The 16589-nt window shown below is 60.7% G+C and carries 14 protein-coding genes; 10 read left to right on the top strand and 4 right to left on the bottom strand.

The genetic code is table 11. The features are described 5' to 3' along the window. Positions 1 to 53: 53 nt before the first annotated feature. The gene (locus FS804_RS09975) at positions 54 to 1967 is read right to left on the bottom strand and encodes a PhoX family phosphatase (RefSeq protein ID WP_144576463.1); all 1914 of its coding nucleotides are present in this window, start codon (positions 1965 to 1967) and stop codon (positions 54 to 56) included. A 340-nt stretch (positions 1968 to 2307) separates the two neighbouring features. Next, positions 2308 to 3495: an acyl-CoA dehydrogenase gene (locus tag FS804_RS09970; RefSeq protein WP_063946944.1), complete on the bottom strand. Its 1188-nt coding sequence runs from the start codon at positions 3493 to 3495 to the stop codon at positions 2308 to 2310. 96 nt (positions 3496 to 3591) lie between these two features. Between FS804_RS09970 and FS804_RS09965 the strand changes: the two genes are divergently transcribed. The 8 genes from FS804_RS09965 (at position 3592) to FS804_RS09930 (ending at position 12222) form a co-directional block, all read left to right on the top strand. Further along, a complete protein-coding gene (locus tag FS804_RS09965) occupies positions 3592 to 4512 on the top strand; it encodes a LysR family transcriptional regulator (RefSeq protein WP_144576462.1) in 921 nt (306 codons plus the stop codon). Between the two features lie 133 nt (positions 4513 to 4645). Continuing rightward, positions 4646 to 5707: a LacI family DNA-binding transcriptional regulator gene (locus FS804_RS09960; protein WP_063946946.1), complete on the top strand. Its 1062-nt coding sequence runs from the start codon at positions 4646 to 4648 to the stop codon at positions 5705 to 5707. Further along, on the top strand, positions 5704 to 6726 hold the full coding sequence (locus FS804_RS09955) for an ABC transporter substrate-binding protein (protein ID WP_063946947.1): 1023 nt from the start codon (positions 5704 to 5706) through the stop codon (positions 6724 to 6726). The genes FS804_RS09960 and FS804_RS09955 overlap by 4 nt, the downstream gene beginning before the upstream one ends. A 161-nt stretch (positions 6727 to 6887) precedes the next feature. Continuing rightward, positions 6888 to 7715, top strand: a complete 828-nt coding sequence (locus FS804_RS09950; protein ID WP_144576461.1) for an ABC transporter permease — start codon at positions 6888 to 6890, stop codon at positions 7713 to 7715. After that, positions 7712 to 8491 (top strand): ABC transporter permease, encoded by a 780-nt coding sequence (locus tag FS804_RS09945; RefSeq protein WP_006315562.1) that lies wholly within the window; start codon positions 7712 to 7714, stop codon positions 8489 to 8491. The genes FS804_RS09950 and FS804_RS09945 overlap by 4 nt, the downstream gene beginning before the upstream one ends. Beyond that, on the top strand, positions 8484 to 9509 hold the full coding sequence (locus FS804_RS09940) for an ABC transporter ATP-binding protein (protein ID WP_144576460.1): 1026 nt from the start codon (positions 8484 to 8486) through the stop codon (positions 9507 to 9509). The genes FS804_RS09945 and FS804_RS09940 overlap by 8 nt, the downstream gene beginning before the upstream one ends. Positions 9510 to 9511: 2 nt before the next feature. After that, positions 9512 to 10432, top strand: a complete 921-nt coding sequence (locus FS804_RS09935) for a nucleoside hydrolase (RefSeq protein ID WP_144576459.1) — start codon at positions 9512 to 9514, stop codon at positions 10430 to 10432. Next, the gene (locus tag FS804_RS09930) at positions 10429 to 12222 is read left to right on the top strand and encodes an adenine deaminase (protein ID WP_144576458.1); all 1794 of its coding nucleotides are present in this window, start codon (positions 10429 to 10431) and stop codon (positions 12220 to 12222) included. Before FS804_RS09935 ends, FS804_RS09930 begins: the two co-directional genes overlap by 4 nt. A gap of 51 nt (positions 12223 to 12273) precedes the next feature. On the opposite strand, the gene FS804_RS09925 is transcribed toward FS804_RS09930, so the two are convergent. Both FS804_RS09925 and FS804_RS09920 read right to left on the bottom strand, forming a co-directional pair. Then, on the bottom strand, positions 12274 to 12975 hold the full coding sequence (locus FS804_RS09925) for a DNA helicase (RefSeq protein WP_144576457.1): 702 nt from the start codon (positions 12973 to 12975) through the stop codon (positions 12274 to 12276). Positions 12976 to 13191: 216 nt separating this feature from the next. After that, positions 13192 to 14364, bottom strand: coding sequence for a M20 aminoacylase family protein (locus tag FS804_RS09920; RefSeq protein WP_186376752.1), 1173 nt, complete (start codon positions 14362 to 14364; stop codon positions 13192 to 13194). 209 nt (positions 14365 to 14573) lie between these two features. Here FS804_RS09920 and FS804_RS09915 point away from each other — a divergent pair, with 209 nt between their 5' ends. Continuing rightward, on the top strand, positions 14574 to 15281 hold the full coding sequence (locus FS804_RS09915; RefSeq protein ID WP_144576455.1) for a phosphoribosyltransferase: 708 nt from the start codon (positions 14574 to 14576) through the stop codon (positions 15279 to 15281). Between the two features lie 205 nt (positions 15282 to 15486). Beyond that, positions 15487 to 16542: a dipeptidase gene (locus FS804_RS09910; RefSeq protein ID WP_144576454.1), complete on the top strand. Its 1056-nt coding sequence runs from the start codon at positions 15487 to 15489 to the stop codon at positions 16540 to 16542. Positions 16543 to 16589: the final 47 nt, after the last annotated feature.

The raw sequence follows: 16589 nt of genomic DNA, 5'->3' as shown, positions 1-16589 counted from the left end.
TGATGTGTTGCGACGAGAACAGTGAAGGAGGCTGAGCCTTCATCCTGTGCCGATCAGCCGATTTTCACGTTGTCATCGCGCTTGATGGCGATGATGGTAGAGCGTGGCAGCTTTCCCTCGCCGTCGGGGAAGGGCGCGTCGGGATGCTGGATGCCAACGAAGTGAGTGCGTTTGTCCGCCGACCAGGTCTGGCCGGTAACTTCGGAACCCTTCGGTGCAGTCAGGAAGCGCTCGATACGACCGGTTGCCGGGTCGCCTGCCAGCATCTGGTTGTTGCCCTGGCCGGCGAAATTGCCTTCGTTGGTGTCCTCGCCATCGGTCTGGATCCAGAGCAGGCCGGTGCTATCGAACATCATACCGTCAGGCGAATTGAACATGTTGCCTTCGTTGATGTTCGAGGACCCTGCATAGGCATCCTTGTGAACGGAAGGGTTGCCGGCCATGCAGAACAGGTCCCACTTGAACTTTGCGTCCGCGTGGTCGTCATTTTCGGGGTACCAGCGCACGATCTGGCCGTATTCGTTCTTTTCGCGCGGGTTGGCGGCATTGATTGCCATGGCGTCGCCGCCCGCATTGCTGCGCAGCTTGCCGTCCTTCATTTCACCGCGACGGCTGTTGTTGGTCAGCGCGCAATAGGCTTCGATGGCGACCGGGTTGATGGCAACCCATTCCGGGCGGTCCATTGTCGTCGCACCGACCTTGGAAGCGGCCTGACGGGTGAAGACGCAGATTTCGTCGATCTTCATGCCTGTCGTTTCCGGCGTCAGGGCGAGCCATTCGCCGGCCCCGTCATCGGAGAACTTGGCGACGAAGAGAGTGCCTTCGTCGAGCAGCTTAGAGGTGTCGCCGCCGGGCACGTAAATGCCGTTGGAGACGAATTTATAGAGAAATTCACCGCGTTCATCATCGCCCATGTAAACGACCACACGGCCGTCACGGGCAATCACCACGGCGGCGTTTTCATGCTTGATGCGGCCAAGCGCAGTGCGCTTGATGGGGGTGGATTTGGCGTCCGAAGGATCGATCTCGACCACGTAACCGGCGCGGCGCGGTTCGTTGGGGTTCTTGGCGACGTCGAAGCGCTCGTCGAACTTCTCATAGGCGTAGCGCGTCTCGGCGACGATGCCGTAACGCTTGTAATCGTCAGGCAATTTGAAGGCGGCGTCGGTGGTGCCGAAATAGCCGTTGAAGTTTTCTTCGCAGGTGAGATAGGTGCCCCAGGGCGTGCGGCCGGCGCCGCAATTGTTGAAGGTCCCGAGACAGTCGACACCATCAGGGTCGGCGGCGGTCTTGACGAGGTCGGAGCCTGCGGCCGGGCCGGAAAGCTTCATCGGCGTATTGTGGTGGATGCGGCGATTGAAGGGGCTGTCGAGAACGATCTTCCAGCCATCCTTGTCTTCCGCCACTTCCATGACGGTGACACCCTGCATGTTCTGCAGGATCTTCACGTCGTCAGCCGTCTTCGGATTGCCCTTGTCAGTGTGCGGCAGGTTGGTTTCCGGGTTCACATATTCATGATTGACGGCAATCAGCTGATGGTTGCCGACGACAAAAAGCTCCATGCCATCGGTGTTTTCACCGAAGACCTTGTCCGAGTTTTCAACGTTGACGCCCTTGGCGGGGTCGAGATCCGGAATGTTGGAGAAAAGCGGCTGACCCCATTTCGCCAGCGGCTTCCAGTTATAGCCTTCCGGAACATGGATGGTGTGGTCGGTGGCGGCGGAAACCGGCTTGAAGGGGAAACGGCCGACGGCGGCTTCTTGCGCCTCAGCCGAGGTGCTGCTCATCAGATTGCCGAGCGTGCCCATGGCGGCTGCGGCCGAACCGAAGGCGAGTACGCCGCCGAGAAAACCGCGGCGGGAAAGTGCGGTCTCAACGACTCGGTCGAAGTCGGTTTCGGCCGGCGGGGGGTTCTGAAGTTCGTCCCACTCGTCCCAGGACAGTTTACTTGTATCGATGTTGGTCATATCCGTGTCTCCACCGTTCAATCTGGAATCGTTCCAGATAGGTGCGTATCGGTCGATTGTTTCACTCGGATGACGGGAATGGAGCTTTTTAATATGGAGTCTACGGGCGACGAGAACGCCAGTTTGCCCGCATTGCGCGAAGTCGGCCGGAACTGGAGCGCAAGTGAAGGCCTGAGGGCCGGTGTGAACCGCCACTCCTTCGGGTTGCGCTTAGAGATTATCGGAGGCGGGGAGAGGTGCCGATAGCGCGAATTACCTGATTTGGTATGTCACTGTGCCGCTCGGGCTGGCGTGCCCGGGCGGTTTCGCGTTTCAGCAAAAGATATGTTCGCGATGGATCTCAGAAAAACGCCTGAATTCCCGTCTGCGCCCGGCCGAGGATAAGCGCGTGGACGTCATGCGTTCCCTCATAGGTGTTGACCGTTTCGAGGTTCTGGGCGTGACGCATGACGTGATATTCGATCTGGATGCCGTTGCCGCCATGCATGTCGCGGGCTTGGCGGGCAATGTCCAGCGCCTTGCCGCAATTGTTGCGCTTGACGATGGAAATCATCTCCGGCGCCATCTTGTGCTCGTCCATCAGCCGGCCAACGCGCAGCGATGCCTGAAGGCCAAGCGCGATTTCCGTCTGCATGTCGGCGAGCTTCTTCTGGTAAAGCTGGGTACCGGCGAGCGGCTTGCCGAACTGCTTGCGGTCCAAACCATATTGGCGGGCGCGGATCCAGCAATCTTCCGCAGCGCCCATCACGCCCCAGGAAATGCCGTAGCGGGCGCGGTTGAGGCAGCCGAACGGGCCCTTCAGGCCGGAGACGTCGGGCAGCAGTGCGTCTTCGCCGACTTCCACGCCATCCATGACGATCTCGCCCGTTATAGAGGCGCGCAGCGAAAGCTTGCCGCCGATCTTGGGAGCGGAAAGGCCCTTCATGCCCTTTTCCAGCACGAAGCCGCGGATCTCGTTGCCATGCGCTTCGGATTTGGCCCAGACCACGAAGACATCGGCGATCGGGGCGTTGGAAATCCACATCTTCGAACCGCGCAGGCGATAACCGCCCTCGATCTTCTCGGCGCGGGTCTTCATGCCGCCGGGATCGGAACCGGCATCCGGCTCGGTGAGGCCGAAGCAGCCGATCAGTTCGCCGGAAACGAGGCCCGGCAGGTATTTCTTCTTCTGTTCGTCCGAGCCGTAAGCGAAGATCGGGTGAATGACGAGCGAGGACTGCACGCTCATCATTGAGCGGTAACCGCTGTCGATCCGCTCCACCTCGCGGGCGACGAGACCATAGGCCACATAGCTTGCATTGGCCGCGCCATATTCCTCCGGCAGGGTAACGCCAAGCAGGCCGGTGCGGCCCATCAGGCGGAAGAGTTCCGGTTCGGTGGTTTCAGAAAGATAGGCTTCCGAGATGCGCGGCAGCAATTCGGATTTGCCGAAGGCCTCGGCGCTGTCGCGGATCATCCGCTCATCATCGGTCAGTTGGTCTTCCAGCAGAAAAGGGTCCTGCCAATTGAATGCTGCGCGTTCGCTCACGTGATGTCTCCGGATTTGCTGGCCGGATTATTCTTATTCGACCCCCTGCACACAAGCCATGTTTACTCATTTTTGCATTACCTATAGTAATAGCTCATGACATCACTCAGCCGTAAACTCCTGCCATCCACCAGCGCGCTCGCCGCTTTCGATTCCGTGGCGCGGCTGGGCAGTTTCTCCGCCGCCGCCGATGAGCTGGCGCTGACGCAGGGGGCGATCAGCCGGCAGGTTATGTCACTCGAAGAACAGCTTGGTGTGCGCCTGTTCGAGCGCGGTGCCCGAGGCGTCGCGCTGACCGCCGAAGGACGGGTCTACGCAAAATCGATCGCGGCGGCGCTTGGCGAGATACGCTCAGCTTCACTTCAGATCATGACCAAAACGCATGGCAATACGCTAAACCTCGCCATGCTGCCAACCTTCGGCACCCGCTGGCTCTTGCCGCGCATCCCGGACTTCGTGGCGAACCATCCGGAAATCACCATCAATTTCGCCACTCGCATCGGCCAGTTCGACTTTGAGCGCGAGCAGCTGGACATGGCAATCCATATCGGTCAGGCCGACTGGCCGGGAGCGGAGAGCACCTTTCTCATGCATGAAATGGTGGCCCCGGTGTGCAGCCCGCAATTCCTCAGCTCCCACCCGGTGGAAAGGGGCGAGGATATAGCTGCCCTGCCGTTGCTGCACATGGCCTCGCGGCCGGGGGCCTGGGGACACTGGTTCGAGAGCCTCGGCCTGTCACTCGCTCTGCCGCAGGGCATGCGGTTTGAGCAGTTCTCAAGCGTCGCGCAGGCCTGCATCGCCGGTCTTGGCGTGGCGCTCATGCCGCTGTTCCTGATCGATAACGAGCTGAAATCCAAACAGCTGGTCAAAGCCTTCGACCATCAGGCAAAAAGCCCCAGTTCTTACTATGCGGTGGCGCCGCTTTCGCGCGCCAATCACGTTCCGGTCGTTCTGTTTCGGGATTGGCTGGTGCGTCAGGTAGAGGCTTATCGCGCCGCCAACACGCCGACCCTGTAAAAATAATCGCTCTTTTTTCGGGCATTTAACCTTTGTGCCCAGCTTTTCGCCTTATTTTGACGGGGCAGGACTCGACAGCGGGGCACGCCTCGCTTATCCTGATTAAACGTTTAATCTACTCTCCGGACCATTCATGGCATTGTCACGGCCTGCCACCAATCTGAGCGCGATAGCAGCGGCACTCGGCGTGTCGGTGGCAACCGTTTCCAATGCGCTTTCCGGCAAGGGCCGTGTTTCACCGGAGCTGGTGGAGCGTATCCGCAGGACGGCAAGCGAACTGGGTTACGTGCCGAGTTCTGCGGGCAGGGCGCTACGCACCGGTAAATCGGGCGTTCTGGGGCTGGTACTGCCCGATATCGCCAACCCTCTTTTCCCCCAGATCGCCCAGGCCATCGAAAAGGCGGCGGTCAATGCCGGTTACGGCGTGCTGATTGCCGATGCGCGCGGCGAAATCGCCATGCAGACGGATGCCATCAACCGTCTGATCGAGCGCGGGGTGGATGGTATGGTCATCGTTCCCCGCCGCGGCACGCGTATCGCCAACGTCGATTGTCCGGTTGCGGTCATCGACAGTCCATCAACGCCCGGAAACACCGTCGCCGCCGACCATTGGGATGGCGGGCGGCAGGTGGGCGATTATCTGGCGAGCCTTGGGCACCGCAAGGTGGTGCTTGTCGGCAAGAACCGCGACTCCAACGTGCAGAACGACCGTCTCGGCGGCATTCGTGATGGTCTCGGCAAGGCCTGTGTGACCCGGACGCTCTGGATCGACAGCCTCGAAGAGGTTGATGGTGCCGGCTGCCGGCTGGGACTTGCCGATCTGGTTGCGGAAGGCTTCACCGCCTTTGCCGCCATCTCCGACCTGCATGCGTTGCGGGTGCTAACCGAATTGCAGCGCGAGGGTATCGAGGTGCCGGAGAAGGCAAGCGTCACCGGATTTGACGATCTCATCTTTTCCGCCGTCGTCACCCCGCCGCTCACGACCATGCGCATGGATATGGGCCGCATCGCCGATCTGGCGGTTGGAGCGTTGCTGCGCGCCATCGACAGCGCGGGCGAAAACGGCATCGCGGGCGAAGTGACCGCAGACATCTCGAAAGTACCGATGGCGCTGATCATGCGCGGCTCCACCGGCAAGACAAAGCATGATGCGATTGAAGCCAAAAAAACGACAGCAGGAGAACTCACACCATGAAAAAGTTCATTTTTGCATCGGGCACCGCCCTGATGCTGACGATGGGAGCGGCGCAGGCGCAGGACAAGACTCTGACGATTTCCGTCTATGCCTTCGCGCAGGATGAATTCAAGGAGCTGGTCTATACGCCGTTCGAAAAGCAATGCGGCTGCAAGCTGGTCGTCGAGACCGGCAACAGCGTCGAGCGTCTGGCCAAGATGGAAGCCAACAAGGCCAATCCGGTTGTCGATCTCGCTATCGTTTCCATGGCCGATGCATTGTCGGCCACCCGCAAGGACCTGATCCAGAAGATAGATGCTTCCAAGGTTCCGAATATTGGAAAGCTCTATGACATCGCCAAGGATCCGAATGGCGACGGCATGAGCGTCGGCGTCAATTTCTACGCCACCTCAATCGTTTACCGGACCGACAAGATGAAGATCGACAGCTGGGCCGATCTTTTGAAGGACGGCATTGTTGACCACGTCGCCTTCCCGAACGTTACCACCAATCAGGGCCCGCCGGCGCTTTACATGCTGGGCAAGGCCATCGGCAAGGATACGCCTGATCTTGCCGGCGCCATCGAGGCCGTGGGTGAGAAGAAGGACGAGATCGTCACTTTCTACGTCAAGTCCTCGCAGCTGGTGCAGCTCATGCAGCAGGAAGAAATCTGGGCAGCCCCGATCGGCCGCTTCTCCTGGGCGCCGTTCACCAAGCTCGACCTGCCGCTCGCCTGGGCGACGCCCAAGGAAGGCCAGACCGGCGGCATGAACGTGCTCGTCGTACCGAAGGGTACGAAGAACGAAGATCTCGCGCTGCAGTTCATGGATTTCTGGCTTTCGACCGACGTTCAGAAGGCTCTCGCCGAAAAGCTGGTGGACAGCCCGACCAACAGGGAAGTCAAGGTTTCCGACGAGGTGGCAAACAACATCACCTATGGCGACGAGACCGCGAAGAGTCTGCAGCTCATTCCTTCCGACGTGACGCTCGATAACCGCGACAAGTGGTTGTCGGAGTGGAACGCCAAGGTCGGCCAGTAAGTCGTTTTACCGTTTGGAATGGGGCATCGTCCGGAAGGGCGGCTCCATTCCCGGAAAAGCGGTTCGGTCGTCCCCTGACCGCTTTTCCGCCTCTTTTGATCGTAGGCCGGTCCGTCCGGCTGCCGTAACAACCGGCCTCATGGCCGTTCAGGAAATAACCCATGTTTCAAAACCGGGCCGAAGCGCTGGCGCTTGCCTTGCCCGCTGCGATTTTCGCGGCGGCGGTCTTTCTCGTGCCGGTCTTCATGCTTCTGTCGGAGGGCTTTCGCACCGCTGACGGCTGGACGTTATCGGCCTATGCCGCTTTCTTTTCCGATCCGCTGAACCAGACGGTTTTCCTGCGTACGCTGAAGCTCGGCGCGCTCGTCACTGTCGCTTCGGCGGTGGTGGGCTATGCGGCGGCTTTCGCCATCGTCAACCTGTCGCCGGGCACGAAGGGCCATGTCGTTAATCTCGTCGTGCTGCCGCTGATGATCTCGCCGGTTGCGAGAACCTATGCCTGGATCGTCATTCTCGGCAGAACCGGCATCGTTAACCAGGCGCTGCAGGCGGTGGGCCTGAGTGACGGGCCGATCCGCATCCTCTTTTCCGAAACGGCCGTCTTCGTCGGCCTTCTGCAGCTCTTCCTGCCATTGATGATCATCTCGCTCATCAGCGCCTTGGAAAACATGCCGAAGGATACGATCGCGGCCGCCCGCGTGCTCGGCGCAAACTGGTTTCAGGTGTTCTGGAAGGTCATTTTGCCGCTCACCAAGGAAGGATTGGTTGTTGGCGGTACGCTGGTCTTTACCGGTTCGCTGACTGCCTATATCACGCCTGCCATTCTCGGCGGTTCGAAGGTGTTGATGCTGGAAACCCTGCTTTACCAGCAGGTCACGGTTTCCAACAATTTCGTCGCCGCCAGCGTCATCGCCTTCATCCTGATCGTCATGAGCTTTGCCGCCAATATCCTGCTGAAGCGCATCGCCACCGCGAGGAACAAGAAATGACCCGGCAGCTCTTCATTCCGCTCACGCTTCTGCTTGTCGTCGGTTTCCTGATCGGGCCGTTCCTCATCATCGTCGCGGCCTCGTTTTCGGCCGGCGATACGCTCGCCTTTCCGCCGCAGGGCTTTTCACTGAAGTGGATCGCAAAGGTCTTCACGGTGGAAAGTTTTCGCGAGAGCTTCGCAATGTCGATGTTCCTTGCCATCGGCGGCACGTTTACGGCGCTCATCCTCGGCATTCCCGCTTCCTACGCCATGTCGCGCTACAAGCTGCCCTTCGCAGAAACCGTGCGCACCATCGTTTCCGCGCCGATAATCGTGCCCGGCATCATCGTGGGTCTCGCGCTGCTGCGTTATTTCGTCGTGCCTTTCGGCATCGGCATCACGCTTGCTTTGTTTCTCGCCCACACCGCGCTCATCCTGCCCTATGCGGTGCGGGTGGTTTCTGCCAGCCTCAACAATCTGCGCTCCGATATCGAGGAGGCGGCGGTGCTGCTCGGCTCGTCGCGGCTTGGCGCATTTTTCCGCGTGGTGCTGCCGAATATCCGCGGCGGCATCCTGTCGGCTTTCATTCTCGGTTTCGTGACGAGTTTCAATCAGGTACCGGTATCGCTGTTCCTGTCCGGTCCCGGTGTGCGCACGCTGCCCATCGATATGTTAGGCTACATGGAAATCGTCTTCGATCCTTCCGTGGCTGCCCTTTCTTCGCTGCTCGCCTTCCTTTCCATCGGCATCGTCTTCATGGCCGAACGTTTCCTGGGGTTCTCCCGTTATGTCTGACGCAAACTATCTTTCGCTCCAAAAAATCTCGCTCGCCTATGGCGGCAATGTCGCCGTCAAGGATCTCGATCTCGATATCCGCAAGGGCGAATTGCTTGCGCTTCTCGGACCATCAGGCTGCGGCAAGACCACGACGATGCGCGCCATTGCCGGGCTGATGCCGGTGGCGGGCGGCCGTATCGATCTCGATGGCGCCGATATTACCCGCGTCGCCGCCAACAGGCGCGCCGTTGGGCTGGTGTTCCAGTCCTATGCGCTCTTCCCGCATCTGACGGTCTATGAAAACGTCGCCTTCGGCCTGAAACTCAAGGGCATGAGCGGCAAGGCGCTGGAGGACAAAGTCGCCTCCGGCCTGAAATCGGTCGGCCTTTCCAATTTCGCCTCGCGCAAGCCGGCGGAACTGTCAGGCGGCCAGCAGCAGCGTGTGGCGCTGGCGCGCTCCATGGTCATGGAGCCGAAAGTGTTGCTTCTCGATGAGCCGCTCTCCAATCTCGATGCCCGCCTGCGCCTCGAAATGCGGACCGAGCTGCAGCGCGTGCAGAAGGAGACGGGTGTGACGATGATTTTCGTCACCCATGACCAGATCGAGGCGCTCGCGCTCGCCGACCGTATTGTCGTCATGAAGGGCGGCAAGATTGAGCAGATCGGCACGCCCGAAGAGATTTATAACGCGCCGGTTTCCGCTTTCGTGGCTGACTTTGTCGGCTTTGAAAACATCTTCGCGCTGGAAGGCGGCGCTTTGAAAACCGCCACAGGCACAACACAGCTTCCCGGACCAGTCCGTTCAGCATCTGGACTGGCTTGGCGGCCGCGCATGGTTACCCTCGGTTCAGGTCCTTTCCAGGGAACCGTGCGCGGTACATCCTTTGCCGGGAACAGCCGCGAATATCTGCTCGATACGCCGCTTGGCCCCATCAAGGCGGAAACCGATGCGGCGCTTGGCGCTCACGCCATTGGTGATACGCTCGCCTTCGACCTGCCGGTCGAGAAAGCGGCGGCCCTAAAGGTGTTCAACTGACCATGGGTGTATGGATCGATACTGATATGGGCTTCGACGATATCGCCGCGGTCATGGTGGTGCAATCGGCAGGCCTTGCCATTGATGGAATATCGCTTGTCTTCGGAAATGCGACGCTGGAGGCGGTCTGCCGCAACGCCGCCGGTGCCGCAGCAAGCTTCGGCTGGTCCATGCCGATCCATCAGGGCCGCGCCATGCCGGTGCTCGGCGCACTTGAAACCGCGCAGTCGATTCTCGGGGATAGCGGCATTCCGACCGTTGGGGAAAGTCTGCCGGATGCGCCGGCTCTGCCGAAAAGTGATGCCTTTGCCGCACTTTGCAATTGGCTGGAAGAAGAGGGCGAAAAGCGCATTCTCGCGCTCGGCCCGCTCACCAATATCGCCGCCCTGTGTCTCGCGCGACCCGATCTTGCCGCCAGAATTCCCGACCTGACCTGGATGGGTGGCGGGCTTACCAGCGGCAACCACACGGCCTCGGCCGAATTCAACGCCTTTGCCGATCCGGAAGCGCTGGCCATCGTGCTTTCCCACGGCCTGCCGCTGCGCATGGTCGATCTTGACGCTTGCCGCAAGGTCACGGCCTCGCCCGCCGATGTGCTGCCGATCCGCAATGCCGGAGGCAGGAATGCCGGCCTGATCGCCGATCTGCTTGATGGTTTCATCGGCATCGCCACCAGTCGTGGCAGACCCGCCATGGCGCTTTACGATCCAGTCGCCGCAGTCGGCTTCACCTCCGATCATCTTGGCTGGCAGCAGGCGCGCATCGATGTCGAACTTCATGCTTCGCTGACGCGGGGAAGGACCGTGGTCGAGGCACGTGCGGAGAAGGTGACAGGCTTTAACGCTCAGTTTGCCGTGACCGTTGATGCTGTAGCCGCGAAGGTGGCCATACTGGAGGCACTGCGCCGGGAGGCCGCCCGATGAGCGCGAAAGTCCGCCTGGCGGAACCCGCCGATCTCAACGATGAGGCCCTGCGCACCCGTGCGGTTGCTGCCGCGCGTGGCGATCAGCCTTTTGATGTTCTGATCACCGGCGGAACATTACTGGACGTGGTAACGGGCGAGCGTCGCCGCGCCGATATCGGCATTGTCGGCGCGCTGATCGCCAGCGTGCACGAACCGGCAAGCCGCAGGGATGCCGCGCAGTTGATCGACGCGGGCGGGGCCTACGTGTCGCCGGGGCTGATCGACACGCATATGCATGTCGAAAGCTCGATGATCACGCCGGCAGCCTATGCGGCAGCGGTTGTCGCCCGCGGCGTCACCACCATCGTCTGGGACCCGCATGAATTCGGCAACGTGCATGGTGTCGATGGCGTACGCTGGGCAGCGAAATCAATCCAAAACCTGCCGCTGCGCGCCATTCTGCTCGCCCCTTCCTGCGTGCCGTCGGCACCGGGGCTGGAGCGTGGCGGTGCGGATTTCGATGCCGCCACTCTCGCCGATCTCCTCTCCTGGCCGGAAATCGGCGGCGTCGCGGAAATCATGAACATGCGCGGCGTCATCGAACGCGATCCGCGCATGAGCGGCATCGTGCAGGCCGGACTTGCCTCTGGGAAACTGGTCTGCGGCCATGCACGCGGTCTTGGTGGCGCCGATCTCAATGCCTTCATGGCGGCGGGCGTCTCTTCCGATCATGAACTGGTCTCGGGCGAAGACCTCATGGCGAAGCTCAGGGCGGGAATGACGATCGAGCTGCGCGGCTCGCACGATCACCTGCTGCCGGAATTTGTGGAGGCACTGAATAAGCTCGGCCACCTGCCACAGACGGTGACACTCTGCACCGACGATGTCTTCCCCGACGACCTGCTCAAGGGCGGCGGGCTGGATGATGTGGTGCGCCGCCTTGTGCGTTACGGCCTGAAGCCCGAATGGGCGCTGCGCGCCGCAACACTGAATGCCGCCCAAAGGCTCGGCCGCTCCGATCTAGGCCTCATCGCCGCCGGTCGCCGCGCCGATATCGTCGTTCTTGAGGATTTGAGCGCTTTCGCGGCCCGCCATGTCCTGGCCGGGGGAAAGGCGGTTGCGGAATACGGGCGCATGCTCGTAGACACTCACGTCTGTGATACAACGGCGCTCGAAGGCTCGATGAAGCTGCCGTCGCGCTCGGCAGATGACTTCCGAGTTAAATCCGGAGGCGAAAAGGTCCTCCTCGCCACCATCGACCGCCCGCGGTTTACCCAATGGGGTGAGGTGGAGGCCGACGTGAAGGACGGTGTTGTCGTTCCACCTGAAGGCGTCGCGATGATCTCCGTCACCCACCGCCACGGTAAGGCCGAGCCAGTCACGAAAACCGGTTTCCTCACGGGCTGGGGACGCTGGAACGGCGCCTTCGCCACCACCGTCTCGCATGACAGCCACAACCTCACCGTTTTCGGTGGCAATGCAGAGGACATGGCGCTGGCGGCCAATGCAGTGATCGAGACCGGCGGCGGCATGGCCGTCGCCTCCAAGGGCAAGGTCACCGCAGTTCTCCCGTTGCCGCTCTCCGGCCTCGTGTCCGATGCGCCGCTCGAAGATGTGGCGCGGGACTTCGAGGAGGTACGCGACGCTGTCGGCCAAGTGGTGGAATGGCAGCCACCCTATCTCGTCTTCAAAGCCTGCTTCGGCGCCACGCTCGCCTGCAATATCGGCCCCCACCAGACGGATATGGGCATTGCTGATGTGCTGACGGGACAGGTGATGGAGAGCCCGGTGATCGAGGTTTTGGGATAATGACATCAGGACCGGCTGCCGCGGTGTCGCTGTCGTGGCAGCCGGAGCCTATCAGTTCACATTGTGAAGCTGCGTTTCGCCATTGTTGAGAAAGCAGGCTTTGGTGAAGAGGCGCAAATCCAGAAGGTTGGGGAGGCGGATATCGCGCATATCTGGAAGCCGTTTGACTTCAGGATCAAACGAGCGGTCAACCTGCGAGATGAATGCGAAAATGACGCCGGTCTTTTGTGCGAATTCCCCAAGGGCGGTTACCTGTTGCGACAGGTCCGGCTTGTGCCGTTGCTGGTCGAGTATTTGCAGGTAATCGATTACGGCGAAGGTGCCGGGTGTGGCCGGTGACAAATGGCGGATGATGTAATCCGCGCATATCTCGTCCGATGCCACGATCTCGGTTTCTCTCTGACCGGCCGCGTGTTTTTTGATACGCTTCCTTGCCTGTTTCTCCGACATTTCGAGCGTGAACAGAACAGACTGCCTCCCGTCGTCGGCTGCCGCGCGCAAAAGGTCAAACCCAAGCGCTGTCTTACCCTGGCCTGGCCGGCCCGCAAGCAGAAGCATGTCGCCATCCACGATGCGCGAGAACAGGTCTTCGGACAGGGAGCCCGCCGCAACGTGAGTGGAAAGGAGGCTCCACCGTGCAAATCCTTCCTCACGCGCAATCTGGTCCAGCGCTTCATGCAGGGGAATGGCATTGTTTCGGACCATAAGTTTGGCCCGTCGTTTCAACTGAAAAATCGGAGTAGAAAGTTTCATCACAAGACCTCTATTGCGGGTCTGAAACGCAATCCCTCCTTATGCGAATGCCCGAACAGATGGTTCAATGATGAGATTGCCCCGCATGTCGAATGCTTCCCCGAAAGGAGGGGGGAGGCTTGGGTCGAGCCTGTGCGCGGAATTTACCGCGCCGGATGATTCGCCACAAGCGTCCGAGATGTTGCCGTTCGAAAAACGGCGGGCAGCAGGATGGGTCTATTCCCCCGCCAGTTCCTGCTCCACCAATGTCGCCCAAAATGCCACGCCGGGCACGATGGCCGCGTCGTTGAAGTCGTAGGAGGTGTTGTGGTGCAGCGCGCCGTCCACCGCCGGGCCGTTGCCGAGCCAGACATAGCAGCCGGGAGCTTCGCCCGCGAAAAAGGCGAAATCGTCGCCGGCGGTCGAGGGCGGGAAGGTGGTGCGGGCCTTGTTGCCGAAGACGGTTTTGGCGGCGCGCAGAGCCCGCTTCGTCGCGTCCGCCTCGTTGATGACGGGAGGAATGCGGCGGATGAATTCATAACTTGCTTCGATGCCGAACATCGCCGCGGTGCCCTTGGCCAGCCGGCCGATTTCCGTCTCCAGCTGGTCGCGCACATTTGCCTCATAGGCGCGCGCCGTGCCGCCGATCTTGACCAGATCGGGAATGACGTTGAGCGCCTTCGGGTCGCCCGCCTGCACCGAGCAAGCGCTGACGACGGCAGGCTGCAACGGGTCAACCACCCGGCCGACGATGTTTTGCAGCGAAGAGAGAAAGGTGCCGGCCGCTGTTACCGGGTCGCGGCCGAGATGCGGTTTGGCGCCGTGGGTGCCGATGCCCTTGAAGGTGACGCGCCAGCTGTCGGAAGAGGCAAGCTGCGGGCCTTCCACCACGGCCATTTCGTCGACCCCCAGCCCCGGCATGTTGTGCAGGCCATAGACAGCATCGCAGGGGAAAAGGTCGAACAGCCCGTCTTCGACCATTTTTTTTGCGCCGCCACGGCCTTCTTCGGCGGGTTGGAAGATGAAATGCACGGTGCCGGAAAAGTCGCGGGTTTTGGCGAGGTAACGCGCCGCACCAAGCAGCATGGCGGTGTGGCCATCATGGCCGCATGCATGCATCTTGCCGGGAAATTTCGATTTATAGGGCCGCTCGGGCACCTCCGGCATGGCAAGCGCATCCATGTCGGCCCGAAGGCCGATGCTGCGGGTGCCGTTGCCCACCTGCAACGTGCCGACGACGCCGGTGCCGCCAAGACCGCGATGCACCTTCAGCCCGGCGCGCTCGAGAAGATCGGCGACGATGGCGCTCGTTCTCTCCTCTTCGAAACCCAATTCCGGATGGGCGTGCAGATCATGACGAAGTTCCGTCAGAAATGGCAGGTCCTCGCCGATCCGGTCCAGCAGTCTCATGGGAAGCTTGTCCTTGAATGTGGGAAAAACCCGCGTCATAGGTGGGTTTGTCCGAATGCCTGTTGCTTTGTTTCTGTTCTAGCGGAAAAAGCCAATGAAATGAACCCGCCGCATGTTTGCGGTTGCTGAAATACCGAGTATCTCGAAAGGGATTTGGGGCGGCTGAAAACCGCATCCGCCCTGCGATCCCAATCCTGAAAGGAAAACCGATGCCGTCATCCGCATCGCCCGCCGCCCAGTCTCCCGCTGCGCCGCACGAGTTCTGGCAGGATATTCATCCACCCGGCACCTTTGCAACGGCAGGTCTGCATTCCGGCTTCTTTCCGGCGGAACTGGATGACAAGAGACAGATCTGCCTGCCCATTCGGTCGCTTGCGGATGGTGAGCATGCGCTCGCCTCGCTCATCGTCAATCAGGCCTCGTTTGAGGTGCTGGAGGCGCTGGCCGCCGATCTAGCCGCCAGGCTCGCACCCTTCAGCCCCGACGTGGTGATCGGCCTGCCAACGCTGGGCTTGACGCTCGCCGCCGCCGTTGCCCGCCATCTCGGCCATTCCCGTTATGTACCGCTCGGTACCTCGCGCAAGTTCTGGTATCTGGATGAGCTGTCGGTGCCGATGTCTTCCATCACGACGAGGCAGGAAAAGCGGCTTTATATCGATCCGCGGATGCTGCCCTTGATCGAGGGCCCGCGAGTGGCGCTGGTGGATGATGTCATTTCCAGCGGTAGTTCCATCATATCGGGTCTTTCACTTCTGGCGGCCTCCGGCATTCGGCCCGCCGTCATCGGCGCGGCCATGCTGCAATCGGATCGCTGGCGGGAAAAAATCGCCGCTTTCGGGCCGGAGTGGCCGGAACGGGTGAGGGGTGTTTTCGCGACGCCGTTGCTCAGGAAAGCGGAAGGCGGTTGGCGCGCTTGACGAAGCGCAGGTTCCGTCAAAAGGCAAGTGGTGATAATTTCACCGGTGCCTAATTTCCGTCTTGCGAAGCTCCGGGAGATCGTCCTAAGATCAACTCCGACAGACAATAGCGGTCGGCGAAAATTGCGCCGGTTTGCTTTCGCGCGGTGTCATCCCGGCGTCTGCCCGCTCCCTTTGTTCTTGCCGATTACTGGAATTTCTTCCCATGCATGCAGTGTTTGACGGTCATAATGATGTGCTGCTTCGGTTGTGGCGCAACAGCAAGGCCGGTGCCGATCCCGTGGCCGAATTCAAAAATGGTACGCGGGAAGGTCATATCGACGGTCCGCGCGCGAGAGCAGGCGGTCTGGCCGGCGGCATCTGCGCGATCTATATTCCCTCCGGCGATCTGATCCTGCAGGAACCCGACGCGCAAGGGCACTACGACACGCCGCTCGCTGCGCCGCTGGAGCGCCTGCCTTCCCTTGATATTGCCATGGAAAAGGCGGCGATTGCGCTGCGGCTCGATCAGGCTAACGCGTGGCGACTCTGCCGTTCCACGGCCGACATCCGCAAGGCCTTTGCCGAGGATGTCTTCGCCGCTGTGCTGCATATGGAAGGCTGCGAGGCGATCGGCGCCGATCTCGACGCGCTGGAAGTGTTTTATGCCGCCGGCCTGCGCTCGCTCGGCCCGGTGTGGAGCCGGCACAATATTTTCGGCCATGGCGTTCCTTTTTCCTATCCCATGTCGCCCGACACCGCGCCCGGTCTTACCGATGCCGGTTTTGCGTTGGTGAAGGAATGCAATCGCCTCGGCATTCTCATCGACCTCGCGCATATTACCGAAAGGGGCTTCTGGGATGTGGCAAAGACCACTAACAAGCCGCTGGTCGCCAGCCATTCCAATGCGCATGCGCTCACTCCGGTCGCCCGCAATCTCACTGACCGACAGATGGATGCCATAAAGGAGAGCGGCGGTCTCGTCGGCCTCAACTACGCCGTGACTATGCTGCGAGACGATGCGCGGGACATTGCCGATACGCCATTGTCCGACATGGTGCGCCATGTCGACTACATGGTGGAGCGGATGGGCATCGACTGCGTGGCGCTCGGATCGGATTTCGATGGCGCGACCGTGCCAGCCGGAATTACCGATGCCAGCGGCAACCACAATCTGGTTGCGGCGCTGAAATCGGCAGGCTACGGTGATGGAGAACTTGCTAAAATATGCCGGGCAAACTGGCTGCGCGTTTTGTCCGAGGCCTGGCACGAAGCGGCCTGATAAACAGTTTAAGCGAACCAAATCAATCTCATAACAAAAGGGGAGAT

Source organism: Agrobacterium sp. DE0009, assembly GCF_007680755.1.
GTDB lineage: Bacteria > Pseudomonadota > Alphaproteobacteria > Rhizobiales > Rhizobiaceae > Agrobacterium > Agrobacterium tumefaciens_B.
This window is presented reverse-complemented; position numbering and strand designations above follow the sequence as displayed.

Bases quoted from the DNA above. Each gene is read 5' to 3' on its own strand.
- FS804_RS09975 (WP_144576463.1), bottom strand. From the start codon at position 1,967: ATGACCAACATCGATACAAGTAAACTGTCCTGGGACGAGTGGGACGAA.
- FS804_RS09965 (WP_144576462.1), top strand. From the start codon at position 3,592: ATGACATCACTCAGCCGTAAACTCCTGCCATCCACCAGCGCGCTCGCC.
- FS804_RS09960 (WP_063946946.1), top strand. From the start codon at position 4,646: ATGGCATTGTCACGGCCTGCCACCAATCTGAGCGCGATAGCAGCGGCA.
- FS804_RS09955 (WP_063946947.1), top strand. From the start codon at position 5,704: ATGAAAAAGTTCATTTTTGCATCGGGCACCGCCCTGATGCTGACGATG.
- FS804_RS09950 (WP_144576461.1), top strand. From the start codon at position 6,888: ATGTTTCAAAACCGGGCCGAAGCGCTGGCGCTTGCCTTGCCCGCTGCG.
- FS804_RS09945 (WP_006315562.1), top strand. From the start codon at position 7,712: ATGACCCGGCAGCTCTTCATTCCGCTCACGCTTCTGCTTGTCGTCGGT.
- FS804_RS09940 (WP_144576460.1), top strand. From the start codon at position 8,484: ATGTCTGACGCAAACTATCTTTCGCTCCAAAAAATCTCGCTCGCCTAT.
- FS804_RS09935 (WP_144576459.1), top strand. From the start codon at position 9,512: ATGGGTGTATGGATCGATACTGATATGGGCTTCGACGATATCGCCGCG.
- FS804_RS09930 (WP_144576458.1), top strand. From the start codon at position 10,429: ATGAGCGCGAAAGTCCGCCTGGCGGAACCCGCCGATCTCAACGATGAG.
- FS804_RS09925 (WP_144576457.1), bottom strand. From the start codon at position 12,975: ATGAAACTTTCTACTCCGATTTTTCAGTTGAAACGACGGGCCAAACTT.
- FS804_RS09920 (WP_186376752.1), bottom strand. From the start codon at position 14,364: ATGAGACTGCTGGACCGGATCGGCGAGGACCTGCCATTTCTGACGGAA.
- FS804_RS09915 (WP_144576455.1), top strand. From the start codon at position 14,574: ATGCCGTCATCCGCATCGCCCGCCGCCCAGTCTCCCGCTGCGCCGCAC.
- FS804_RS09910 (WP_144576454.1), top strand. From the start codon at position 15,487: ATGCATGCAGTGTTTGACGGTCATAATGATGTGCTGCTTCGGTTGTGG.